Source organism: Flavobacterium sp. 3HN19-14 (genome assembly GCF_051373205.1).
GTDB lineage: Bacteria > Bacteroidota > Bacteroidia > Flavobacteriales > Flavobacteriaceae > Flavobacterium.
This window is the reverse complement of record NZ_JBPPZT010000001.1, coordinates 2729906-2754096: the sequence shown is the minus strand read 5'-3', so window position 1 is coordinate 2754096 and position 24191 is coordinate 2729906. Positions and strand designations below refer to the sequence as shown.

26 protein-coding genes and 2 pseudogenes are annotated in these 24191 nt (G+C 40.1%); 24 read left to right on the top strand and 4 right to left on the bottom strand.

The features are described 5' to 3' along the window. The 23 genes and pseudogenes from ACSLFW_RS14865 (at position 1) to ACSLFW_RS14755 (ending at position 20284) form a co-directional block, all read left to right on the top strand. Positions 1 to 747 carry an ABC transporter ATP-binding protein gene (locus ACSLFW_RS14865; protein WP_436556417.1) on the top strand — a complete coding sequence of 249 codons (747 nt, stop codon included), beginning with the start codon at positions 1 to 3 and terminating at the stop codon, positions 745 to 747. After that, positions 740 to 2005 (top strand): annotated as a pseudogene (locus ACSLFW_RS14860) (ABC transporter permease); the annotation flags it as partial. The gene ACSLFW_RS14865 and the pseudogene ACSLFW_RS14860, both read left to right, overlap by 8 nt. A 24-nt stretch (positions 2006 to 2029) precedes the next feature. After that, positions 2030 to 2440 (top strand): acyl-CoA thioesterase, encoded by a 411-nt coding sequence (locus tag ACSLFW_RS14855; protein WP_436557465.1) that lies wholly within the window; start codon positions 2030 to 2032, stop codon positions 2438 to 2440. Positions 2441 to 2442: 2 nt separating this feature from the next. Beyond that, the gene (locus tag ACSLFW_RS14850; RefSeq protein ID WP_436556416.1) at positions 2443 to 3570 is read left to right on the top strand and encodes a beta-ketoacyl synthase N-terminal-like domain-containing protein; all 1128 of its coding nucleotides are present in this window, start codon (positions 2443 to 2445) and stop codon (positions 3568 to 3570) included. After that, positions 3570 to 4187: a 3-oxoacyl-ACP synthase gene (locus tag ACSLFW_RS14845; protein WP_436557464.1), complete on the top strand. Its 618-nt coding sequence runs from the start codon at positions 3570 to 3572 to the stop codon at positions 4185 to 4187. The genes ACSLFW_RS14850 and ACSLFW_RS14845 overlap by 1 nt, the downstream gene beginning before the upstream one ends. Before the next feature lie 2 nt (positions 4188 to 4189). Beyond that, on the top strand, positions 4190 to 4447 hold the full coding sequence (locus ACSLFW_RS14840) for a phosphopantetheine-binding protein (protein WP_436556415.1): 258 nt from the start codon (positions 4190 to 4192) through the stop codon (positions 4445 to 4447). Positions 4448 to 4453: 6 nt separating this feature from the next. Then, positions 4454 to 5656 (top strand): beta-ketoacyl-[acyl-carrier-protein] synthase family protein, encoded by a 1203-nt coding sequence (locus ACSLFW_RS14835; RefSeq protein WP_436556414.1) that lies wholly within the window; start codon positions 4454 to 4456, stop codon positions 5654 to 5656. After that, on the top strand, positions 5653 to 6717 hold the full coding sequence (locus ACSLFW_RS14830; protein WP_436556413.1) for a beta-ketoacyl synthase N-terminal-like domain-containing protein: 1065 nt from the start codon (positions 5653 to 5655) through the stop codon (positions 6715 to 6717). Before ACSLFW_RS14835 ends, ACSLFW_RS14830 begins: the two co-directional genes overlap by 4 nt. Continuing rightward, positions 6711 to 6950 carry a hypothetical protein gene (locus ACSLFW_RS14825; protein WP_436556412.1) on the top strand — a complete coding sequence of 80 codons (240 nt, stop codon included), beginning with the start codon at positions 6711 to 6713 and terminating at the stop codon, positions 6948 to 6950. Before ACSLFW_RS14830 ends, ACSLFW_RS14825 begins: the two co-directional genes overlap by 7 nt. 23 nt (positions 6951 to 6973) lie before the next feature. Next, positions 6974 to 7486: a polysaccharide deacetylase family protein gene (locus ACSLFW_RS14820; protein WP_436556411.1), complete on the top strand. Its 513-nt coding sequence runs from the start codon at positions 6974 to 6976 to the stop codon at positions 7484 to 7486. Further along, positions 7476 to 8111 (top strand): LolA family protein, encoded by a 636-nt coding sequence (locus tag ACSLFW_RS14815; protein WP_436556410.1) that lies wholly within the window; start codon positions 7476 to 7478, stop codon positions 8109 to 8111. Before ACSLFW_RS14820 ends, ACSLFW_RS14815 begins: the two co-directional genes overlap by 11 nt. Then, positions 8077 to 8712 (top strand): hypothetical protein, encoded by a 636-nt coding sequence (locus ACSLFW_RS14810; RefSeq protein WP_436556409.1) that lies wholly within the window; start codon positions 8077 to 8079, stop codon positions 8710 to 8712. Before ACSLFW_RS14815 ends, ACSLFW_RS14810 begins: the two co-directional genes overlap by 35 nt. A 9-nt stretch (positions 8713 to 8721) precedes the next feature. Then, positions 8722 to 9114, top strand: coding sequence for an outer membrane beta-barrel protein (locus tag ACSLFW_RS14805; RefSeq protein WP_436556408.1), 393 nt, complete (start codon positions 8722 to 8724; stop codon positions 9112 to 9114). Next, positions 9071 to 9355, top strand: a complete 285-nt coding sequence (locus ACSLFW_RS14800) for a hypothetical protein (RefSeq protein WP_436556407.1) — start codon at positions 9071 to 9073, stop codon at positions 9353 to 9355. Before ACSLFW_RS14805 ends, ACSLFW_RS14800 begins: the two co-directional genes overlap by 44 nt. A 2-nt stretch (positions 9356 to 9357) precedes the next feature. Beyond that, the gene (locus tag ACSLFW_RS14795) at positions 9358 to 9942 is read left to right on the top strand and encodes a porin family protein (RefSeq protein ID WP_436556406.1); all 585 of its coding nucleotides are present in this window, start codon (positions 9358 to 9360) and stop codon (positions 9940 to 9942) included. Further along, positions 9942 to 10316, top strand: coding sequence for a 3-hydroxyacyl-ACP dehydratase (locus ACSLFW_RS14790; RefSeq protein ID WP_436557463.1), 375 nt, complete (start codon positions 9942 to 9944; stop codon positions 10314 to 10316). Before ACSLFW_RS14795 ends, ACSLFW_RS14790 begins: the two co-directional genes overlap by 1 nt. Further along, positions 10313 to 10795, top strand: coding sequence for a hypothetical protein (locus ACSLFW_RS14785; RefSeq protein WP_436556405.1), 483 nt, complete (start codon positions 10313 to 10315; stop codon positions 10793 to 10795). The genes ACSLFW_RS14790 and ACSLFW_RS14785 overlap by 4 nt, the downstream gene beginning before the upstream one ends. 12 nt (positions 10796 to 10807) lie before the next feature. Further along, positions 10808 to 11983, top strand: a complete 1176-nt coding sequence (locus ACSLFW_RS14780; RefSeq protein ID WP_436556404.1) for a DUF2062 domain-containing protein — start codon at positions 10808 to 10810, stop codon at positions 11981 to 11983. After that, the gene (locus ACSLFW_RS14775) at positions 11984 to 15664 is read left to right on the top strand and encodes an MMPL family transporter (protein ID WP_436556403.1); all 3681 of its coding nucleotides are present in this window, start codon (positions 11984 to 11986) and stop codon (positions 15662 to 15664) included. A 128-nt stretch (positions 15665 to 15792) separates the two neighbouring features. Next, positions 15793 to 17313, top strand: coding sequence for a phytoene desaturase family protein (locus tag ACSLFW_RS14770; protein WP_436556402.1), 1521 nt, complete (start codon positions 15793 to 15795; stop codon positions 17311 to 17313). A gap of 12 nt (positions 17314 to 17325) precedes the next feature. Then, positions 17326 to 17901, top strand: coding sequence for a hypothetical protein (locus tag ACSLFW_RS14765; RefSeq protein WP_436556401.1), 576 nt, complete (start codon positions 17326 to 17328; stop codon positions 17899 to 17901). Further along, the gene (locus ACSLFW_RS14760) at positions 17844 to 18995 is read left to right on the top strand and encodes a C45 family autoproteolytic acyltransferase/hydolase (protein WP_436557462.1); all 1152 of its coding nucleotides are present in this window, start codon (positions 17844 to 17846) and stop codon (positions 18993 to 18995) included. The genes ACSLFW_RS14765 and ACSLFW_RS14760 overlap by 58 nt, the downstream gene beginning before the upstream one ends. Then, positions 18992 to 20284, top strand: a complete 1293-nt coding sequence (locus tag ACSLFW_RS14755) for an AMP-binding protein (RefSeq protein ID WP_436556400.1) — start codon at positions 18992 to 18994, stop codon at positions 20282 to 20284. Before ACSLFW_RS14760 ends, ACSLFW_RS14755 begins: the two co-directional genes overlap by 4 nt. Positions 20285 to 20397: 113 nt before the next feature. On the opposite strand, the gene ACSLFW_RS14750 is transcribed toward ACSLFW_RS14755, so the two are convergent. From ACSLFW_RS14750 to ACSLFW_RS14735, 4 genes and pseudogenes are all read right to left on the bottom strand, one after another. After that, complete coding sequence (locus ACSLFW_RS14750; protein ID WP_436556399.1) at positions 20398 to 20865, bottom strand: T9SS type A sorting domain-containing protein; 468 nt, start codon at positions 20863 to 20865, stop codon at positions 20398 to 20400. 26 nt (positions 20866 to 20891) lie between these two features. Next, positions 20892 to 21452: a hypothetical protein gene (locus tag ACSLFW_RS14745; RefSeq protein ID WP_436556398.1), complete on the bottom strand. Its 561-nt coding sequence runs from the start codon at positions 21450 to 21452 to the stop codon at positions 20892 to 20894. 494 nt (positions 21453 to 21946) lie between these two features. Then, positions 21947 to 22860: pseudogene (locus ACSLFW_RS14740) on the bottom strand (helix-turn-helix domain-containing protein). Between the two features lie 18 nt (positions 22861 to 22878). Further along, a complete protein-coding gene (locus ACSLFW_RS14735; protein WP_436556397.1) occupies positions 22879 to 23643 on the bottom strand; it encodes an SDR family oxidoreductase in 765 nt (254 codons plus the stop codon). 182 nt (positions 23644 to 23825) lie between these two features. Between ACSLFW_RS14735 and ACSLFW_RS14730 the strand changes: the two genes are divergently transcribed. Next, entirely contained in the window at positions 23826 to 24128 is a 303-nt protein-coding gene (locus ACSLFW_RS14730) for a response regulator transcription factor (RefSeq protein ID WP_436556396.1), read from the top strand. The last annotated feature ends 63 nt before the right edge of the window (positions 24129 to 24191 follow it).

The window sequence follows — 24191 nt, the reverse complement described above, 5'->3', positions numbered from 1 at the left end:
TTGCAGCATATTATCCAAATAACGCAATTATCAAAAAAATACAAAGGCGCAGAAGATTTTGCGCTCAATGATTTTACTTTGGATGTCAATAAAGGCAGTATTTTCGGGCTTCTCGCGAACGGCGCCGGAAAAACAACATTAATTTCAATGCTCTGCGGATTGTTGAAACCGACTTCAGGAAGTTTTACCATCGACGGACTGACTTACGCCAAAAACGGCAATGATATTAGAAAAATTATTGGTGTAGTTCCCCAAGAATATGCGCTTTATCCAACATTAACAGCAAGAGAAAATCTGATGTATTTTGGTAGTATGTACGGACTTAAAGGCGATAATCTCAAAGAAAAAGTAATTGAAAGCCTTGATTTATTAGGATTATTAAAATTCGCCGACAAACGCATCGAAACTTTTTCAGGCGGAATGAAGCGACGCGTGAACCTTATCGCCGGAATTCTCCACAACCCGAAAGTGCTTTTCCTCGATGAACCTACAGTCGGCGTTGATGTACATTCCAAAAACGCAATTATCGAGTATCTGACAAGATTAAATAAAAACGGCACAACGATTATTTATACTTCACATCACCTGTCAGAGGCCGAACATTTTTGCACCGATATTGCCATCATTGATCAGGGAAAAATTTTCGCCATGGCATCGCCTGAAGCATTGATCGCCGCAACGCCTGACGCCGTGCATCTCGAACACGTATTCCTTGCATTAACCGGAAAAGACCTGCGCGATGTATAAATTATTCACTTCCGTCCGCAAAGAATTATTGCTGCTTAAAAGAGATTTTGGCGGCGTAATCATCTTGTTTTTAATGCCATTGGTATTGATTATCACTGTGACTTTGATTCAGGATAATGCGTTTAAAAAATCAGGAAGTGCCAAAATCCAGGTTCTTTTAGTAGATAACGATAACGGAGCTGTGTCAAAATCAGTTGTTGAAAACCTGCAGAAAAGTGAAGTTTTTGATGTTATAACGAAATTCGATGAAAAGCCTTTGACGGAAACTGCTGCGAAAGAAGCTGTTTTTAAAGGGAAATACCAAATCGGAATTGTAATCCCTGAAAAATTAAGTTCCGATTTACAAACAAAAATAGACCAGAATGTTGAAAAGATTGTCAGGAATTTAGAAACCGGCGACAGCGTTCAAGAACCTGAAAAAGCTGATAATTCACCACAAAAAGAAGTCAGGTTATATTTTGATCCGGCAGTACAGATAAGTTTCAAAAACGCGGTGATGAATTCTATCGATAAAATGATTTCACAGATTGAAACCAAATCGATTTATTCCACTTTCGAAAAACAATTAGGCGGCGCATCTGGATTTGAGCAGAAGAATTTCATCACATTCAAAGAAATCATTCCGCTTGTAAACAACAAGGAAATGTTGCCGAATGTTACACAACATAACGTTCCGGCATGGACATTATTCGCTATATTTTTTATTGTAATTCCGCTTTCTATCAATATCGTAAAAGAGAAAAGTCAAGGTACTTTTATTCGTTTACGCACCAATCCGGTTTCAAACATTACCGTTTTTGCAGGAAAGACAGTGACTTACCTGATCATTTGCATGATTCAATTCTACATGATGGTCGCGGTTGCCGTCTTCCTTTTCCCAAAAATAGGTTTGCCTGCACTTAACGTCCAAGGCAATTTATTCCTGATGAGTATCGTAGCATTATTTTCAGGATTTGCCGCCATCGGTTACGGAATTTTACTCGGCACAATTGCGAAAACACAAGAACAATCAGCGCCTTTTGGAGCTACATCTGTCATTATTTTAGCGGCTGTCGGCGGTGTTTGGGTGCCGGTCTTCGCAATGCCGAAAGTCATGCAGCTTGTCGCACAGGCCTCACCAATGAACTGGGGCCTCAACGGATTCTACAGCGTATTGTTAAGAAACGCAACATTTTTAGACATTTTACCTGATATAAGTTTATTATTTTTGTTCTTCCTAATCGCCACAACCATTTCACTACTATATGACAAGAAAAAAGAGCAGTTTAACGAAGCCGCACATTTGACCGTTTCAGAGCCAATCCGCGTGCGTTTCAACGAAACTGACCCACTCGGAATCGTATGGCATGGCTATTATATCACCTATTTTGAGGATGGAAGGGAAGCTTTCGGGCGCAAACATGGCATTTCGTATCTCGATGTTTTCGACAGCGGTTTTACAACGCCAATCGTAAAATCGACCTGCGAACATAAGTTGTCACTGCGCTATGGCGATGTGGCACGAATTGAAACTACGATTGTAGATACGCCGGCTGCAAAAATGATATTCAGGTACACGATTTATGATGCTAAGAATGAAATCGCCTGCACAGGCGAAACCGTTCAGGTATTTCTTGATAAAGACGGCAATCTGATGCTGACCAATCCGCCATTTTACGAAGCATGGAAACGCAAAGTCGGATTAACAAAATAAATATGGCAAGGGAAGTTTTCATCAGCGCCACCAATTGCATCACGCCGCTCGGGTTTGATGTCGCCAGCAATATCAAAAATATCGAAAGCGGGATTTCAGGCATTCGTCGTTACGAAAATGAAATGCTCGAAAAGCCGTTTTATGCCGCAATGATTGATGATGAAACTTTAAATACCGCTTTCGCGAAAATAACGCCGCTGCAAAATTTCTCGCGCTTAGAGAAAATGATGATTCTGGCTTTGCATCCGATTGTGAAAGAAAATCTGACTGAGAGAACTGGTTTCATCCTTTCGACAACTAAAGGAAATGTCACGGCTTTAGAAAATCCATCTGAAAAAAATTTCCAGCAGGCACATTTACACCAATTGGCAAAAAATATCGCTGATTTCTTCCAATTTAAAACCGAACCGATTGTAGTTTCAAATGCTTGTGTTTCGGGAATTTTAGCGGTCTCAATCGCTAAAAGATTGATTCAGGCTGAAATGTTCGATGAAGTTTTTATTGTAGCGGGCGACGAAGTTTCTGAATTTGTATTGTCTGGATTCAATTCTTTCCAGGCGATGAGTGATGCGCCTTGCAAACCGTATTCTGCCAACCGCAATGGCGTTTCTTTAGGAGAAGCCACAGCAGCTGCCTTAGTTACTTCCGATAAGGAAAATGCAAAAGTGAAAGTTTTAGGCGACGGTTCGATCAACGATGCCAACCATATTTCCGGGCCGTCAAGAACAGGCGAAGGACTTTTCAGAAGCATCGAAAGTGCTTTTTCTGAAGCTAAAATCGACAGAAATCAAATCGGATATATTTCTGCACACGGTACCGCAACGCCTTTCAATGACGAAATGGAAGCCATTGCCTTTAACAGATTGGGATTGGAAAATATACCTGTGAACAGTTTAAAGGGCTTTTTCGGGCATACTTTAGGTGCTTCCGGATTGCTTGAAACCGTAATCGCAATTGAATCAGCACATCAAAATAAATTATTTGCATCTTTAGGTTTTGACGAAATCGGCGTAAGCCAACCTATCAATATTATTGCAGAAGATAAAGTAGCCGAAATTCAGTATTTCCTCAAAACCGCGTCAGGATTTGGCGGCTGCAACACAGCAGTTTTATTCGAAAAAATGAAATGATGTCGGAAAATAAATTCTGTATAAAATCCTTTTGCAATATCCGTGAAAACGAAATTTTTCTCGATGGAAAATCGGTTTTTCAATCGGAAGCTGAATCATTTTCAGATTTTTCGAAGAAAGCCTATCAGCATTTTGAAATCGGTTACCCGAAATTCTTCAAAATGGACAATCTGAGTAAACTCGCTTTTCTTGCCGCAGAATTACTGTTGAAAAATGAAATCGATGCAGAAAAAGAAAACAACATTGCGCTCGTTTTAGCCAATAAATCCTCAAGTCTTGATACCGACGTGAAGTACCAGAATTCCATTGCTGACAAGGAAAATTACTTTCCGAGCCCGGCCGTTTTCGTGTACACTTTGCCCAATATCTGTCTCGGCGAAATTAGTATCCGCCACCAGCTGAAAAGTGAGAATTCTTTCTTTATATTTGAGGCCTTTAACGGAGACTTTCTCGCCAATTATGCGAATGTGCTTTTACAAACGAAAAAAGCGGATAAAGTGCTGTGCGGCTGGGTTGAATATTTTGAGGAAACATACAACGCTTTCCTTTATTTGGTTGGAAACGAAGGGGATTCAGAACACAAAAAAGAGATAATAACAAAATTATATAACAGTTAGAAATGGAAGCTTTAAAACAAGAATTAAAATCAAAAATCATTGAAGTCCTGAACCTTGAAGATGTCGCAGTTGCAGATATCAACGATAACGACGCGCTTTTTGGCGACGGTTTGGGTCTGGATTCAATCGACGCTTTAGAGCTGATCGTGATGATGGATAAGGATTACGGCATCAAACTTGCCGATCCGAAAGTCGGAAAGACGATTTTCCAGTCGATTGAAACCATGTCGGCTTATATCGCTGAACACAGAACGAAATAAATCGCGATGAATAAAGGCGTTGCCATTACCGGAATGGGCATTATATCTGCAATCGGGAATTCGGTTGAAGAAAATTTCCTGTCGCTGCAAAACAGCAAAAGCGGCATCACCGACATTGAAAATATTGAGACCATTCATGCGCCGGTAATCAAGGTGGGCGAAATTAAAAACAGCAATTCCGATTTTGAAAAACAACTCGGGTTATCTGCTGATAATAACTTTTCGCGAACTGCCATGATTGGTGCAATTGCGGCGAAACAAGCCGTTGAAAACGCCGGAATTGCTGATATCAATGCATTCAGAACCGGACTCATTTCTGCCACAAGTGTCGGCGGAATGGACATGACCGAGCGTTATTTCTACGATTATTTCACTGAACCGGAAACCGTAAAATATATTGGCTGTCATGATGGCGGCGATGTAGCACAGAAAATTGCCAACGAGCTTGGATTAAAAGGGCTTGTGACGACAATCAGCACTGCGTGTTCTTCTGCGGCGAATTCGATTATGCTAGGCGCAAGATTAATCAAATCAGGAAAGTTAGACCGCGTGGTTGTTGGCGGAACTGATGCTTTGGCGAAATTCACCATCAACGGCTTCAAAACATTAATGATTTTGTCGGATGATTACAACAGCCCGTTTGACAATGACCGAAAAGGCCTGAATCTCGGAGAAGCTGCGGCTTTCCTGGTATTAGAATCCGATGAAATCGTAAAAAAGCAAAATAAAAAAGTGTTGGCGCGCGTAAGCGGTTACGGCAATGCAAACGATGCTTTTCACCAGACAGCTTCATCAGAAAATGGTGATGGGGCTTTCCTTGCGATGGAAAAAGCGTTTAAAGTTTCCGGATTGAAACCAGAAGATATCGATTATATCAATGTTCACGGCACAGCAACCCCAAATAACGATTTGTCTGAAGGACGCGCCGTTGTGCGGATTTTCGGTGAAGAAAACACACCTGATTTCAGTTCAACCAAACCTTTTACCGGACATACTTTAGCCGCCGCTGCTGCGATTGAAGCAGTTTACAGCGTTTTGGCCATTCAAAATGGCGTTGTTTTTCCGAATCTGAATTTCAAGACGCCGATGAGCGAATTCAATTTGCTGCCGCAAACGACTTTGAAACAAAAAAATATTGACCATGTTTTGTCCAATTCATTTGGATTTGGCGGTAATTGTTCAACGCTGATTTTTTCCAAAGAGCAATGAAAAAGATTTATATAAATGGTGTTGGCTGTATTTCGGCACAAAAAACTTTTGACAGTATTTTTCTCGAAAATACCGAATTGCATGCTGATCAGAACGTACTGCCTTTAGAAACGCCGGTTTACAAAGATTATATTCCGCCAGCGGCTATCAGAAGAATGTCGAATGGCGTAAAAAATGGTATTGTTGCTTCTACTTTGGCAATGAAAGAAGCGAATTTAGAAACCGTTGATGCGATTATTACCGGAACCGGTTTAGGCTGTATCGACGATTCGGATAAATTCCTGAAAGCGATTTTAGACAACGGCGAACAATTCCTGACACCGACTTCATTCATACAATCGACGCATAATACTGTTGGCGCGCAAATCGCATTGGGATTGCAGTGCAAAGCTTATAATTTCACTTATGTAAATGGCGCAGTTTCGTTCGAATCGGCACTTTTAGATGCGAAAATGCAGCTTGAAACCGAAGAAGCAGATTCGATTTTAGTAGGCGGAATCGACGAAATCAACGAATATACTGCCTCGCTTTTTGAATTGGCTGGTTTTATCAAAGAGAAGGAGGGAAGTCCGTATAAAATTTTGGATTCTGAAACTTCCGGCGTTGTATACGGAGAGGGCGCGACCTTTTTCGTTCTGGAAAATAAGCAAAATGAAAATTCTTATGCAGAAGTTGTAGATATCAGCTTTGAAAATGAAATCAGGAAAGAAGATTTGGAATCTAAATTAACTGATTTCCTGCAATCGAATGCATTGGAAATTTCTGATATCGACGCAGTGATTCTTGGTTTCAATGGCGATGTAAGAACAGATGACTATTTCAAAATCCTTTCTCAAAAAACCTTTCAAAACACGCCACAATTGTACTACAAACATTTGTCAGGCGAATATAACACCGCTTCTGCTTTTGGATTCTGGGTTGGTGCGAAAGTGATGAAAACACAGCAGATTCCGGAAATTCTAAGCGTCAATAACGTCAACAAATCCGATTACAAAACGATTTTATTGTACAACCAATATAAAGGTATCAACCACAGTTTTACCTTGATTGCTAAATGCTGAATTACCGAAATGCCAATATAATTTTCCTCGTCTTTTTCGCTTTGCTGTTCCTTTTTGGATTTTTTGTCAAAGTCGAATGGTATTGGTTTTTGGTGCTTTTCGGGATCAGGTTTTTGATTTTGCTGGTTGGCTCGTCGTTGATTTCTTCGAATTTTCATGTAAAGGCGTTCTGCAGCAATCCACATGAAAGGGAAAAGAAAATCGCGATTACTTTTGATGACGGGCGGGACTGAATACGCTTTTAATCCTCGATGTCTTGCAAAAATATAAAGCGAAAGCAGCTTTCTTCTGCATTGGGAAAAACATCGAAAAGCATCCGGAAATTCTTCGCAGGATTTATGCCGAAGGTCATATCATCGGCAATCATTCTTATTCGCATTCACATTTCTTTGATTTCTTCAGGAAAGGACGCGTAAAATCAGAATTGGAAAATACAGATGCCATCATCCAAAAAATCATCAACAAAAAGCCAAAATTTTTCAGGCCGCCTTACGGAGTCACCAATCCGTCGATTTCACGTGCGCTTAAATTTACAAAACACTTGGTGATCGGCTGGAATATCCGTTCGCTTGACGGTGCCGTAAAACACGAAAATATCATTTTTAACAGGATTGTAAAAAGAATTTCTCCGGGAGGAATCGTACTTTTGCACGATACGACTTTGCCGACAGTGCAGGTATTGGAACGGTTATTGCTGCTCCTCGAAGAAAAAAAATATGAAGTTGTTTCGCTGGAGCAGCTTCTGGATATCAAAGCTTATGAAGATTAGAATCTACGCCACATTACTGTTTATAGTATTTTGCAGCATTTCGGTTTTCGCACAGGAAACGAAAATGTCTGATACTGAAATTACTGCTTTTAAGAAATCTGTTGCTATCGTTACCAAGAAAATCACGACAATGAGCGCTGATTTTACGCAGTACAAGCACCTTGATTTTCTTTCTAAAGATATCGAAACATCTGGAAAAATGGCATTCAAGGCGCCGAATCTCGTCAGCTGGCAGTACAAAAAACCATACAATTACAGCATCGTTTTTAAAAACGGGAAAATCCTCATCAATGATGCCGGAAAGAAAAGTGCGATGGATATGAGCAGCAGCAAGCTTTTCGCCAAGATCAACAAACTGATTGTAGGAAGCGTCAATGGCGATATGTTTGACGATAAGGAATTTACGATTTCTTATTTCAAGACAAAATCGAACAATGTCACGCGTTTTATCCCGAAAGACGCGACATTAAAAAAATACATCAAACAAATTGAGCTTACTTTTGACAAAGACGAATCGACTGTAATTCAGGTAAAATTGCTTGAATCTTCAGAAGATTATACTTTAATCGTATTAAAAAACAAAGTTGTAAATGCGAAAATCGACGACTCCGTTTTTAGTAATTAATGTACTGATTGTTCTCGTTTTTGCTTCCTGCGCGACTCAGAATGTTGTGAAGGATTATACTTCTGTTGCTTCAAAAGAGACTGTTTTCCAAAATCCGTATTTCGCAAATTCCACAACAGATTACGTATACAAAACCAATATTACGGTTTATGGCAATGAACTGACCGGGATTTTTATTGCCAAAAAAATAAACGAAAGCACGCATCGTGTCGTTTTTACTACAGAATTCGGCAACAAGCTTTTTGATTTCGAGATATCTGAAAATGATTTCAAAGTAAATTCGATTGTTGATGATTTGAACCGGAAAATCATCATAAACACCTTAAAAGGAGATTTCAGGCTGCTTTTGAAAAATCAGTTTCAAATAATTGAACAATTTGAAAACGAGACAGATAGGGTTTTTAAATCGGCTGACGGGAAAAATTATAACTATCTTTTTACGTCGAAAGCAGACAAGAAACTGTATAAAATAGTACATTCGTCGGGTAAAAAACAGAAATTCGACATCAGTTTCACGTCTGAAAAAGAGATTGCGAATCAAATTATCATCCAACATCAAAATTTAAAATTGCGTATTGCGTTAAATTACCTAAACCCATAAAATAAAATCATGAAAAAGAGAATTATCATTGCCTTATTCGCCGCATTCGGAATTTCGCAGATGAATGCACAAGCTACTTTTAGTCCGGGACTTCGCGCCGGTGTTAACTTCGCCAACATTACAGAAACGGACGGAAAATATAAAACCGATTTTTACGTCGGTGCTTTGATGGAAATGAACCTGACCAAGCGGTATACTTTGCAGCCTGAACTTTCTTACACGCGTCAGGGTGCTGCAGATGTAAATGTTAGTTATTATGACGAAAATAACATACAATACACAGGCAAACAATCTAAGCTTGACATTAATTATCTTTCTATTACATTGATGAACAGATTCAATATTGTTGAAGGATTTCATGTATTGGTCGGCAGCTTCTCTCGATATTGCGCTTTCGGATAATATGATTTCAGGAGACGCTTATGGTACAGAAAACGGATCTGATATCGATTTTGCCATCAATGCCGGTTTTGGCTATCAGGCGCCGTCAGGACTCGGATTTGAATTCCGTTTCAAAAAAGGTATCGCAGATGTTATGGACAGTGACTATTATGAAAGCGGCGACGGGTTTTTCTTCGGTGATTATAACACCAATATTTTGTTCCAGTTAGGATTGACCTATACCTTTAAAACCAAAAAATAATTATGAGAAAGCTGTTATTAATTTCGTTTTTATCGATCGTTGCGATTGCAGAGAGTAATGCACAGTCGAAATTCCGTCCGGGCATCAAGGCTGGTCTGAGTTTGTCCAAATTTACCGATGTTCCGGATACTTCTTACAAATCTGATTTTTACGTCGGCGGCGAATTTGGTATTAAACTGACTAAATTTTACACCTTGCAACCGGAAGTTGTTTATTCAAGACAAGGCGCTATCGTTAATGATTATAAATTTTCAATGGATTATCTGTCATTGGTGGTTTACAATAAATTCAATTTTCAGGGATTTTTTGTAGGTGTAGGCCCGTCAGTTGATTTCCTTCTGAATGACAATTTCGGTCAAAATGGTGATAATGATGCACCAATCGGGCTTGATTTGTCTTTGCACGCGGGTATCGGTTATACTTTCCCAATCGGATTGACGGTTGAAGCGAGGATCAAACAGGGAATGGTTGATATTTTCGGAAACGACTATTATGATGACTATTACGATGATTACGATTACAGAAACATACTGAACCAGTCTTTCCAGATCGGTGTTTCTTATACGTTTGACATTAATAAAAAATGATGCTGCTAAAAGATTTTTATACCATAAATTCACTGAAACAAGCGTCTCCGCAACAGCATGAGGCGTTTGTTCTGGTTAATGAAAATCATGAGATTTTTAAGGGACATTTTCCGGGAAATCCAATTATGCCGGGCGTTTGCATGATGCAGATCATCAAAGAACTAACAGAAGGAATTACAAAATCTGATTTAGTCGTACAAAGTCTTTCCAACGTAAAATTCATGGCCTTGATTAATCCATTCGCTACGCCTGAATTGCGTTTTGATCTTGATATCACAGAAGACGGCGATCTTATAAAAGTAAAAAATACGTCCTGTTTTAATGAAACGGTGGCTTTAAAACTCAGCATCGTTTACAAAAAAATAAGCTTATGAAATTATTCATTTCTGCATTTTTAGTATTGAATTTCCTGGTCATAACTGACATTTCTGAAATCAGGAAGCTGTATCCAACGGCATCCGAATCAGAGAAATCTGCTATCATTTTGCAGGAAAAATTAGCCGGCGTTACTAATTCAGGCGATAAGACTTTATTGGCTTACAAAGGCGCTTCGATTACGCTGAAATCAAAATTCTCAAAGAATATTTCAGGAAAAATCAAATACCTGAAGCAAGGCGCAAAATTAATAGAATTCGCTATTGATGCCGAACCGAATAATATTGAAATCCACCTCATTCGGCTGAGCGTACAGGAAAATGTTCCGGCCATCGCGCCATACCACAGCAATATCGATGACGACAAAAAATTCATTCTGACGCATTTCGAGCAATCCGGCGCTATAAAAGAATACGTAAAAAACTTTATCTTGCAGTCAAAGAGCTTTTCCGACAAGGAAAAACAGGCTGTAAAATAGTGAAGTAACGCGATGACAACAATCCCTGAAAATCCTGTGGCAAACGTGCATTTTTGCGTTATTATCCCGACGTATAATAACCAGAAAACACTGGCCAGCGTGATTGATTCCGTTCTGGAACAAACGCAGGATGTGATCATCGTAAATGACGGCGCGACCGATTCGACGCCGGAAATCCTTAAAAATTATCCGCAGCTCACGCAAATCCATTTTCCTGAAAACAGGGGAAAAGGCATGGCTTTGCGAAAAGGTTTCAAAAAAGCATTGGAACTGGGTTATGATTACGCGGTTACAATCGATTCAGACGGACAGCATTTCGCTTCAGACATTCCGGCTTTTATCCGTGAAATTGAAGAAAATGGCGCAGCGCTGGTCATTGGAAGCCGTAATATGACTACCGAAGATATTCCGAAGAAAAGCAGTTTCGGCAACCAGTTTTCGAATTTCTGGTTTTGGTTTGAAACCAACAAAAGGCTGACAGACACGCAATCTGGTTTTCGTTTGTATCCATTAAAAAAAATGCCGAAAAGGTATTTCACGAATAAATTTGAATTTGAAATTGAAGTTATTGTTCGTTCTTCATGGAAAGGAATTCCGGTAAAAAACATTCCAATCAAAATCCTTTATGACCCGAATGAACGCGTTTCGCACTTTCGCCCGTTCAAGGATTTTACCAGAATTTCTATCTTAAATACTGTTTTGGTCATCATCGCGTTGTTCTACATCAAGCCGCGTGATTTTGTGCGCAGCCTAAAAAAAAAAGGATTTAAAAAGTTCTTTTTAGAAAATATCCTGCACAACGAAGACAGCAAATTAAAAAAGTCACTTTCTATTGCATTGGGCGTTTTTGTTGGCATTTCCCCGTTCTGGGGTTTCCACACCGTTTTGGTTTTACTGCTGGCAACGGCACTCAGGCTTAACAAAGCCATAGCCTTTACTTTTTCGAATATCAGTATTGCGCCACTGATTCCTTTTGTCATTTACGCTTCATTAAAAATGGGCGGCTATTTTTTTCCAGCTAAAAAAGACGTAATTTTAAGCACTTCTATGACGTTGGCAGATATTCAGGAAAATATCGGTCAGTATCTCATAGGAAGTTTTATTTTAGCAGCGGTGATGTCAGCAATAATGGGACTTGCCGGATATTTGTCATTGTCTGTTTTCGAGACATTAAAAAACAAAAAATAGATGCAGCGATGCTTTCTTGCCATAAATTCCTTTGCGCGTAAGCACAAATTCCTCTTTTTCGGAATATTTGTCGCGATTGTAGTTTTGCTGGGTTTTCTGGCTTCACGGATTAGTTTTCAGGAGAATATCACGCAACTGATTCCGTCAAACGATCAGTCCGGAATCACTTCAAAAGTATTGCAGCAGGTTAATTTTGCGGATAAGATTACGATTGTTGTCAAAAGTGAAAATAGCGGCACTCCTGAAGATTTGACAGCTTATGCCAATGTATTTCTTGACGATGTTACAACTAAATGCAAGCCTTACGTTGGTAAAATCCAGGGAAAAGTCGAAGAGGAAAATATTCAGGAAACCATTGATTTTGTATACAATAACCTGCCAATCTTTCTCGATAAATCCGATTATGAATCGATCTCGCAGAAAATCATCCACGACAGCATTCCGAAAATCATCGAGGCAGATTATAAATCAATCATTTCTCCTGCCGGACTTGTATCCAAAGATTTCATACTGAAAGATCCGCTCGGGATTTCTTTCATCGCCTTAAAAAAATTACAACAACTCAGTGTTGGCGATGATTTTGGCTTACAGGACGGATTTGTATTGACGAAAGATAAGAAGAACCTGCTGCTTTTCATTACGCCAAAATTACCTGCGAATGAAACCGACCAGAACACGATTTTCATTGCGCAACTGGAACAAATCAGGAAAAATCTCAATACACAATTCAAAGGAAAAGTGTCGATGAGTTATTTTGGCGCGACGCCTGTTGCGGTTGCCAATGCGACGCAAATCAAGGCTGATGTGAGGAATACTTCGATTTTTGCTGTCGTAACGCTGGTTTTGATTTTGGTTTTCTTTTACCGGAATTTCTCAACGCCGGTTATTATTTTCATTCCGTCATTGCTTGGTGCGGTTGTGGCACTTGCGGTTTTGTATGTTTTTAAAGGTACTATTTCTGCAATTTCACTAGGAATCAGCTCGATTTTATTGGGCGAAACCACCGATTATTCGATATATGTGTTGACGCATTTGCGGAATAAAAAAGACGTCAGACTATTATACAAAGACATTTCGAAACCCTTGATGTTATGCGGCGTGACAACAGGAATTACTTTCCTGTGCCTGTTTTTCATACAGTCGGAAGCATTGAATGATTTGGGGATTTTTGCGAGTTTAAGCGTTATTGCGACTTCATTTTTCTCGTTGGTATTGATTCCGTTGTTGTATAAAATCAAAGGCGATAAATTGGTTGTTCATTCAAATATTATTGACAAACTAGGCACTTTTGAATATCATAAGAATAAGTTTCTCGTGGGTGGTTCGTTGATTTTATTGGTAATTACGCTGTTTACTTATTCGAAAGCCAGTTTCAATACAGACCTTTCTGCGCTCAATTTCATGACGCCGGAATTGAAGCAAACCGAACACCAGCTGGATAAAATCGCCAATTTATCATCGAAGTCGATTTATCTGGTGACTTACGGCGATACTTACGAAGAAGTGCTTGAAAACAACAATAAATTGTTCAATGCGTTAGGAGAAGAAAAGAAATCCGGAAACGTATTGAATTTTAGTTCGATTGGCGGGTTTATCTTTTCTGAAGAAGTCCAAAAACAAAAAATTGCCGATTGGAATGCGTTCTGGACTGCAGATAAAAAAGCAAATCTTCACAAAGAACTCGTCATGAGCGGAACAAAATTCGGCTTTAAAGACGATGCGTTTTCTACATTTTATGCAACGTTAAGCGGGCAATTCCAGCCGGCTTCTTATGGCGATTTTGCAAAAATAAAGTCGTTTTTCCTTGAAGAATTTGTTGCCAATAAAAATAACCTCCATACGATTTCGACTTTGGTGAAAGTTGCCAATGACAAACGCGACGCATTTGTAAGCAATATCAAAAAGCAAAATAAAATCGTCATTATCGACAGGCAGGAAACCAACGAAACGTTTCTTACAGCCTTAAAATCGAATTTTGAAAAGCTTATTGATTATTCGTTTTGTATCATTTTCCTGGTATTGTTTTTAGCTTTCAGAAGGGTAGAGCTTGCATTTATCAGCATCGTCCCGATATTGGTCAGCTGGATTTTTACCACCGGACTGATGGCGATTTTCGGCATTCAATTCAATGTCATCAATATCATCGTCTGCACTTTGGTTTTCGGGATTGGCGTTGATTACAGCATTTTCATGACGATGGCTTTACAAAAAGAGCACACTTTCGGGAAACCTGAACTGCCGACATACAAAACCTCGATCTTGCTTTCTGTTGCAACCACCATTTTAGGGATTGGCGTGTTGATTTTCGCGAAACATCCGGCATTGAAATCCATTTCGCTAATCGCCATTATCGGAATGTTCTCGACATTGCTGATCACTTTCGTGTTCCAGCCGCTCGTTTTTCACTTTTTCGTGACCGGAAGGGTTAACAAAGGCCGTCCGCCGTTTGAAATACGCCGCATGGTACATTCTACGCTTTCGTTTATTTATTACGGTTTGGGCGGATTTCTGCTTTCCGTTTTCAGTAAGGCGATGATGTTTGTCATTCCGATTTCAAAACAAAAGAAATTACGCGCATTTCACGCAGTTTTATCAAAATTTATGGAAAGCGTGTTTTGGACTTATCCGTCTAACAGAAGAAAAATACTCAATAAAAGCAATGAAAAATTCGACAAACCAGCCGTAATTATTGCCAATCACAGTTCGTTCCTCGATATTCTCGCAGTCGGAATGCTGAGCCCGAAAATTGTTTTTCTTGTAAGTGACTGGGTCTATAATTCGCCGGTTTTCGGAATGGGCGTAAGGCTTGCGGGCTTTTACCCGGTATCACAAGGCATTGACAACGGTATCGATCATTTGAAGAAAAAAGTCGAGCAGGGCTTTTCGCTCATGGTTTTCCCTGAAGGAACAAGATCTGAAGACAATACCATCAAGCGATTCCACAAAGGGGCGTTTTACCTCGCCGAAGAATTAAATCTTGATATCATTCCGGTCGTGATTCACGGCTATTCTGAAATCCTTCCAAAAGGCGATTTTGTGATCAATGGCGGGCCGACAGTCGTTGAGATTTTAGAAAGGATTACGCCTGAAAACCAATCTTACGGCAAAGATTACGTCGAAAGGACGAAACAAATGAGCACTTTCTTTAAATCTTATCATAAAAAATTAAGATTGGAGCACGAAGGCCCGAATTATTTCCGTAAATTGATAATGAACAGTTTTGCTTACAAGGAAAATGAAGTGATTGACGCACTCAAAAAAGACCTGAAGGCGAATCTCGAGATTTATTACAGGCTTAATCAATACATTGCGCCGAAAGCCAGGATTTTACGTTTGTGCGATGATCTTGGCCAATACGATATTTTATTGGCGCAACAGGATTCACAACGAAAAATCGATTCGATAATTGTTGACCAACGAAAACGGAATATTGCCAAAACGAATTATGTATTGTATAAAAGAGCGATTTCTTATCCGGATAATTTAAGTGCAATTGAAAACAGGAAATATGATTGTATATTGATTTCAAATGTTATTTTTGCAGCCGATTTGCCTGAACTTGTGAAACTGTCTGAAACTATTATCCTGATTGAAAATTCATCATTAGAACAAGCGATTGTTGCATCAGGGTTTAAGATAATCGCTACGGAAAACAATTTGATTGTTTTAAAGAAAGCGTAATTTTAGAATGAGAGATGATTTAGCCACGAATTTCACAAATTTACACAAATTAATTCGTAGCAAATAAAAATAAAAGATTGACAGTTTTACCGCTTTTATTCGGGTTACTGCGTAAGAAAAAATAAAAATTGAAAAAGCATTACGACATAGTCATCATCGGGAGCGGCCTTGGCGGGCTTGTTTCGGCTATCATTCTGGCGAAAGAAGGCTACAGCGTATGCGTGCTCGAAAAGAACAACCAGTTTGGCGGGAACCTGCAGACATTTGTGCGTGATAAGACGATTTTCGATACAGGAATCCACTACATCGGCGGACTCAGCGAAGGCCAGAATCTTTACAAATACTTCAAATATATCGGGATTATGGACGACCTCAATATCAGGCAAATGGATGTTGATGGTTTTGATATCATTTCGTTTGAAGATCTAAACAAGGAATTCCCGCATGCACAGGGCTATGAGAATTTCACGAACAAACTTGCAGCATTTTTCCCGGGAGAAAAGCAGAATATTGAAAAATATTGTGAGGGAATTGTTGCTACCTGTGATTCATTTCCGCTTTATAACCTCAAGAACGGCGGGGATTACGACACCAAAATCCTTTCTGTAAATGCCAAGGAATTCATAGACAGCGTTACTGAAAATGAGGAACTGCGCGCGGTGTTGGGCGGCACGAATTTCCTTTATGCCGGAATTGCCGATAAGTCGCCATTGTATGTTCATGCGCTTTCGGTGAATTCATACATTCAAAGTGCATGGCGTTGCATTCACGGCGGCAGCCAGATTACGAAGCAATTGATCAAGCAGCTTAAGAAGCACGGCGGCGAAGTATACAAATACAAAGAAGCAGTGAAGTTTACCGTTGTTGATAATGATGTGAAATCGGTTGAGATGAAAGACGGAAGTTCCGTTGCGGCAGACATGTTCATTTCGAATATCGATCCGAAGACCACATTGAAAATGGCAGGTGAGGAGCTGTTCCGGAAAGCTTATTTCAACAGGATCCAAAGTCTTGAAGGTGTAATTTCCGCATTTAGTCTTTATATCGTTTTCAAGCCGAATACGTTCCGTTACAGGAATTACAATTATTACCATTTCAAAGACAGTAAAGGTGTATGGAATGCATTCGAATACGACGAAAATACCTGGCCAAAAGCTTTCATGGCATCGATGAACGCCGGAAAAGATGATGAATTTACGGATGGCATGACATTCCTGACTTACATGAAATACGACGAAGTCAAGCAGTGGGAAGAAACGTTCAATACAACTGCAGAAAAACAGGATCGCGGAGAAAGTTATGAAGAATTTAAAACCAGAAAGGCTGAAAAATTCCTTCAGGAAATAGAAATAAAATTCCCGGGAATACGAGATTGCATTAAATCAATCCACACTTCGACGCCGCTTTCTTACCGTGATTATATTGGTGGTTTTGAGGGTAATATGTATGGTTATGTAAAGGATTCAGATAACCCGATGAAAACCTTCATTGCCCCAAAAACCAAGCTCAATAATCTGTATCTTACCGGGCAGAGCATCAATATGCACGGCGTGCTCGGGGTCACAATCGGAGCAGTTGTAACCTGCTCTGAAATCGTCGGAAAAGAATATCTTGTTGACAAAATCAACGCCACTCTCGATAACGCATAAATGCAAATAATTATGAAAAAGCTTCTTTTTTCAATGTTATTCGCTGTTGTAACGCTGTCGCTATTTTCCTGCGGCACGGCAAAATCTATGCGCAACCTGCCAGATTTATCGGCTTATGATAACGCGGTTCCGGTGGTTACAAAGCTTTCTGATACAACGTTTATTTCCGGGAATAATACTTTAGTCAAAAACAGGGAAGGGCTTTGGGAGCTTTATATCGAAGGAGATCCTTTAGAGCGCGGACTCGCATTTGGCGCACTTTCAGATAGTTTACTCAAGAAACAGGAAAAGGTTTTCTTCGGAAAAATAAAGGAAATCCTTCCTTCGAAAACAAAGCAAAAACTTTTAAGAACATTCCTGAAATGGTACAACCGCAAATTATACCGCAATGTAACCGAAGAATACAAAACAGAAATCTATGGCATCTCGCGCTATTCGGCACATGAATTCGATGATATTGCAACGCCTTATCTCAGGAGCCTTTATCTGCACGGGGCACACGACATCGGCCATGCCCTGCAGGATCTGGCATTGGTAGGCTGTTCCTCATTTGCGGCCTGGGCGATAAATCCGAAGACGGCACTTTAATTCTCGGGCGCAATTTTGATTTTTATGCAGGCGATGATTTCGCGAAAGATAAAATCGTAGCTTTTGTAAAACCTGACAAAGGTTATCCGTTTATGATGGTGACCTGGGCGGGCATGATTGGCGCGTGTTCCGGGATGAATAACGAAGGGATTACGGTTACCATCAACGCTTCGAAATCTAAAATCCCGTTGATTGCCAAGACGCCGATTTCGATTGTGGCACGTGAAATCCTGCAATATGCATCCAATGTCGATGAAGCGATTGCGATTGCCAAAAAGCGAAAAGTATTTGTTTCAGAATCGATTATGGTGGGAAGCGCGCATGACAAGAAAGCGGTTCTCATTGAAGTCGCCCCTGATAAAATGGACGTTTATCAGGTGCCGAACAGCAACCAGCTGATTTGTACCAATCATTTTCAGGGAGAAGCCTTAAAAGACGGCGAAAGAAACCAAAATCAAATTGAAAACAGCCATTCTAAATACCGTTATGACAGGCTGACTGAACTTATCGCCGAAAATAAGCAATTGAATCCTGAAAAAGCAGCAGCTATTCTCAGAAACAAAGATGGTCTCAACGATTTTCCGCTAGGTTATGGCAATGAAAAAGCGCTGAACCAGCTATTGGCACACCATGGTATCATCTTTAAACCTGAACAGCGTTTGGTCTGGGTTTCTGCGAATCCTTACCAAATGGGAGAATTTGTGTGTTATGACCTCAATAAAATCTTCGGGGAGCGGCATTTAAAAGATGCAATTGTTACCTTGCAGCAGGAAAATAAAAATATTCCGGCGGATCCGTTTTTAAAAACGCAGGCGTATAAAAATTACGAACAATTCCGGATTGAAGACCGCAAAATGGATGCCTTCCTGAAAGAAGATTTGACGGTCCCGACAGATTTCCTTCGGAATTACCAATCGTTAAATTCGGATTACTGGGTGGTGTATTATAAAACCGGCAAATATTGCTATGACAAAGGTTTTTATGATGCCGCCAAAAAGAATTTTGAAATGGCACTGACGAAAGAAATAACGACACTTCCTGAGCAAAAGGAAATCCGGAAATACCTCAGAAAAATTAAAAGAAAGCAATCATGATTCCACCCATAGAAACCGCTTCGGCAGCCGAAATAAAAGCATTTCAGGGACAACGTTTACTTGAATTGCTGGCTTACCTCAAGCAAAACTCGCCATTTTACAAAGCGCTTTTTGAAAAGGGAAATATTGATATTAATACGATAAAATCTCTTGACGATTTAGCTTCATTGCCTATTACGACGAAAGAAGATCTACAAAAATACAACAATGATTTCCTATGTGTCCCGACCACTAAAATCATTGATTATGCAACGACTTCCGGGACTTTAGGCGAGCCTGTTACTTTCGGAATGACAGATGCCGATCTGGACCGACTGGCCTATAATGAAGCGATTTCCTTTGCCTGCGCCGGAATTAAGGAAGGCGATATCGTACAACTGATGACCACTATCGACCGGCGTTTTATGGCCGGACTGGCTTATTTTCTGGGATTGCGGAAGATGAAAGTCGGCGTTATCCGGGTTGGCGCGGGGATTCCGGAACTGCAATGGGATTCCATCTTAAAATACAAACCCACGCATTTGATTACCGTTCCTTCCTTTCTACTAAAACTGATTGAATACGCGGAGGCACATCATATCGATTATCAAAATTCAGGAATCAAAGGCGCAGTCTGCATTGGCGAATCGCTGCGCAACCAGGATTTTTCGATGAATGCGCTTTCTAAGAAAATCACCGATAAGTGGGGTATTAAGCTTTATTCTACGTATGCATCGACAGAAATGAGCACCGCTTTTACGGAATGCGGACACGGTATCGGCGGGCATCATCACCCGGAATTGATCATTACAGAAGTGCTCGATGATAACAACCAGCCCGTAAAAAACGGAGAAGCGGGAGAACTTACCTTTACAACCCTTGGCATTGAAGCGATGCCCTTGCTGCGATTCAAAACAGGGGATATCGTACAATTGCACGATGCGCCTTGCCAGTGCGGCAGGAATACCGTTCGCGTTGGACCCGTTATCGGGCGCAAGCAGCAAATGATCAAATATAAAGGCACGACCCTTTATCCACCGGCGATGAATGACGTTTTAAATGATTTTGATGCGATTGAAAGCCATATCATCGTGATTGATACTAATGATTTGGGCACCGATGAAATCCTTATCAAAATTGCCGTGAAAAATCGAACGGATACTTTTTTACAGGAATTGAAAGACCATTTCAGAGCGAAATTGCGTGTTACACCTAAAATTGAATTTACTACTTCGGAAGCTTTGCGGCCATTAATTTTTAATCCAATGAGCAGGAAGCCGGTGCATTTTTTTGACAACAGGAAGAGCTGATAATTCTTATATTATACCATTCTGATACATTCAAATCCTGTCTTAAACTAATTTAGCTGAGTTGTTAAGAATTTTGTAACGGTATGCAACGCATGTAAGCCGGTATTCATCTCCTAGCTTTTCAAAAATTTTAAAACCTTTACTTTTGTGCCCTGCACTATTTTTAAAAAATAGATTCCTTTTTCGTAGTTGACCATATCAATCTGGTAATTATGGCCATCGGTTGCTTTTGGGAACGTCTCCAGGTTTTGGCCCAGGGAATTGTAGATTGCAGCATTGTCAAAATCGACTTCCTCCAGAGTCAGGTATCGCGCTACGGGATTTGGGTAATAGCGTATTCCTGAATTAAAGTCGGCGTTTCCTAAACCGCAAGCATTTAAAACATCTGTAACATTCTGGCAGCCTAATGAATTCCCGCTGATTGTATAATTCCCGCCGTTGCTTAAATAAGTGCATATATTAGGGTAACTGCATGCTGACAACGACTGCGAATTTAAAAGTATGAGGTTCGTCAAAAGTTCCGGGTCAATATTCTGTATCCCGCTGATGCTCGACAGCATCGGATTACCCTCAATGTGCAACGGCCAGTTGACTGTTTGTAAAGCATTTAGATAATCAAGGTTTTGAAGAATTTGATTTCCAATAATTGTAACCCCGCTGCAACTTGCAATGCCGTTAAGAAAATACAGATTGGGCAAAGGGTGTTTGATACATTTATTGCGCCATTGATTGTATGTAAAACTTCAAATCCGGGCACTGATTCCAACATCGGGTTATTTGAAATTATCAAACCGTCGGTTGGAACATCCTGACCGGCTCCGATGCTGAAAAGAAAATTAAATGCCGAAATATCAGTCAGGTACTGATTGGATGTAATTTGAACGGTATATCCAACATCGGCGAGCGCAACAAATCCCTGAATTGACGATACGTCGGAATTTGTTATCGTCAGGCTGGACTCGATGTGTTGTAAACTTGAAAAGCCGAATATTGGGGAAGGTACCTGACCGCTGATCCTTAGTGAATATAAACTTGTCAGGTTGTTTAATCCTGCGTACGATAATAAGTTAGGAACATCATGGATGTACAATATTGCACCCCCTGACAATTGACTTAAACCCTCAAGACTTGTGATGTCGCTACCGGTTATTTCCAGGGTAGAATTCATGTTGGTGCAAAAAGGATAGTTGGTCGCAAAATTATCTATATCTGCCTGCGCCGTAAAAGTTTGTGCACCTCCACACTGGCCGAAATTTTGATTTGAAAAGAAACAGATAAAAATTAAAATGGGTATATTTTTAATCATGATGGAAAATTATTTAAACAAATATAAAGTTTTTAAGTGTACGCAGACTATGTTAAAGTGATGTAGCTGAATAAGTTTAAAAATTTATGGGAAAGTAAATTGAGGTTACAACAAAAAATAGCAACCGGTATTGCCGACTGTGCAAGGTTGCAGGCTAAATTTTCACAGTCTTAAAGCTTGAAGTAAAAACGGATTATAACAATGCTATTACAATATTATGATAATCATTAAAAAAACCGGATTATTTATTTTGCCTAATTATTTATTCAACATTAGGTAACCATCCTGCAAAGTAACAAGCGAGTAAGGTCAGTATCCCGCTGTTATAATTTACCAGCGACTGTTCTGCCGCCAAGTTAATTAAAAGCAGCGCGAAATTCCAATGGCGACTGACTCGTCTTTGATTTGAATAATTTCGAAAAACTCTGACTGTGTTCAAATCCCAAATCGAAAGCGATTTCTGAAACCGATAGGCCGGTCGTCGTGAGCTTTTCTTTGGCTTTTTCGATTAATTTTTCGTGAATGTGCTGTTGCGTGGTCAGGCCTGTCAACGATTTCAATAAGCTGCTCAGGTACATCGGCGATATGTTCAGCGCATTTGCAATGTCGTGCACTGTGGGCAGCCCGGCGGCATTCTCATCGTTGAAATGGCTTTCGATAATTTTCTCTACATTTTCGAGCATCTTGTGGCTGCTGATTTTCCGGGTAATGAACTGCCGTTGGTAAAAGCGGTCTGAGTAATTGAGCAAAGTCTCGATTTGGGAAATGATGATGCTCTGGCTGAACTTGTCGATATTCCCGTTGTATTCCTGCTCGATATTGGCGACAATCGCATTAAGCGTCGCTTCTTCCTTTTCAGAAAGAAACAACGCTTCGTTTACTGCATAGCCAAAGAATTCGTAGTTTTTGATATGTGCCGCCAGGGTAGTATTCCATAAGAAATCAGGATGTATCATCAGCATCCAGCCGCTTTTGGGCGTAGCGATTTCTGCAATCGGTTCGATGCCGAAAGCCTGGTTGGGCGCAATGAAAAACATTACGCCATCATCAAAATCATAGTTGCCCTGGCCGTATTTGTATTTGGCCCGATGCTTCGCTTGCACGAAATATGATAGAAATCGAAGACAAAATTTTTGTGGTTCACTTCGGTCGAACATTCGATTTTGCTGTAATCGAAAAGGCTGATTAAAGGGTGTTGCGGTGCCGGCAGCCCTTTCATTTTATGAAATTCCGCTATTGATTTTACGCGATGTACAGACTGTTGGCTCATGTGTCAAATTTACGAATTTTAAACCATCATTCCACCTGAAAGCTCAATCCGTTGCGCGTTTATCCAATCTGCTGCAGGCGTGCACAGAAAAGCTACGACGCTGCCGATGTCTTCCGGCTCACCAACGCGCCCCAAGGCTGTAATGGAGGCGATGGCGTTCCTTTTATTTTCATCGGATTTGTTAGAGCCTCCGCCAAAATCAGTAGCGATAGCGCCCGGTGCAATGACATTTGCTGTGATTTTACGGCTTCCGAGTTCTTTGGCGAGACATTTTGTGTAGGTTTCTATCGCGCCCTTCATGCTTGCATAGGCAGAAACATTCGGGAATGAAATCCTTGTCAATCCAGAAGAGATATTGATGATTTTTCCGCCGTCATTTAATATCGGCAACAGTTTTTGGGTAAGGAAATAAACGCCTTTAAAGTGCACATTCATCATTTGGTCAAACTGTTCTTCGGTGGTCTCAGTTACTGAACCGTATAATCCGGCACCAGCGTTGTTGACCAGAAAATCGAAATTTGGATTTCCTTCGTGTTCCTGTAGATGATTGCTTACATCCCGTACGAAGGCATCGAATGTACTTATCTTACTGACGTTTAACTGGTATGCGATGGCTTTCTGACCCGTAGCGAGCACTTCTGCCACGACTTTATCTGCGGCTGCCTTATCGCTATTGTAAGTAAAGATGATGTTGTTTCCTCCTTTGGCCAGATTGATGACCATATCTCTTCCCAAGCCCCGGCTTCCGCCTGTTACGAGTGCTATTTTGCTTTTTGCTGACATAATGTAGTTGTTTAAAATTTACAGTACAAAGTTCAGCAGCGAACCGCGGACAGATGTAGCCGAATTATAGGATGTTGTAGCCGTTTTTAAACAGACTAATATCTTCATAGGCAGGTTAAAATTACTTCCTAAAAGATTTTGAAAGTTTCGTTAAAATTCTTGCTCTTGGGGCACATGGATTTTTGTTAAAAAAAGATTATCCTCATGATTTAAAAGAGGCGCTTCAGAAAATCATAAATGATGGCTATTATTGTGATAATATTTTGGATTGGGCAATCCCAAAAAACGGACTAAACTCAAATATTTCATCATTACCCATTCTAAAAAGCCTTACAGCAAGGGAAATTGAAGTTCTGAAATTGGTTGCAGCTGAAATGAGCAGCCTAAAGATAGCCGATAAATTGAATATTTCTTCGAGTACCGTGGAAACACATAGAAAAAACATACTTGATAAAACAAATTCAAAAACTTTATCGGAGCGATAATTGTAGCATTAAAACACAATTACGTACGTATTGAAGATTTTTAAAATCTTTTTAAAGGTTAAG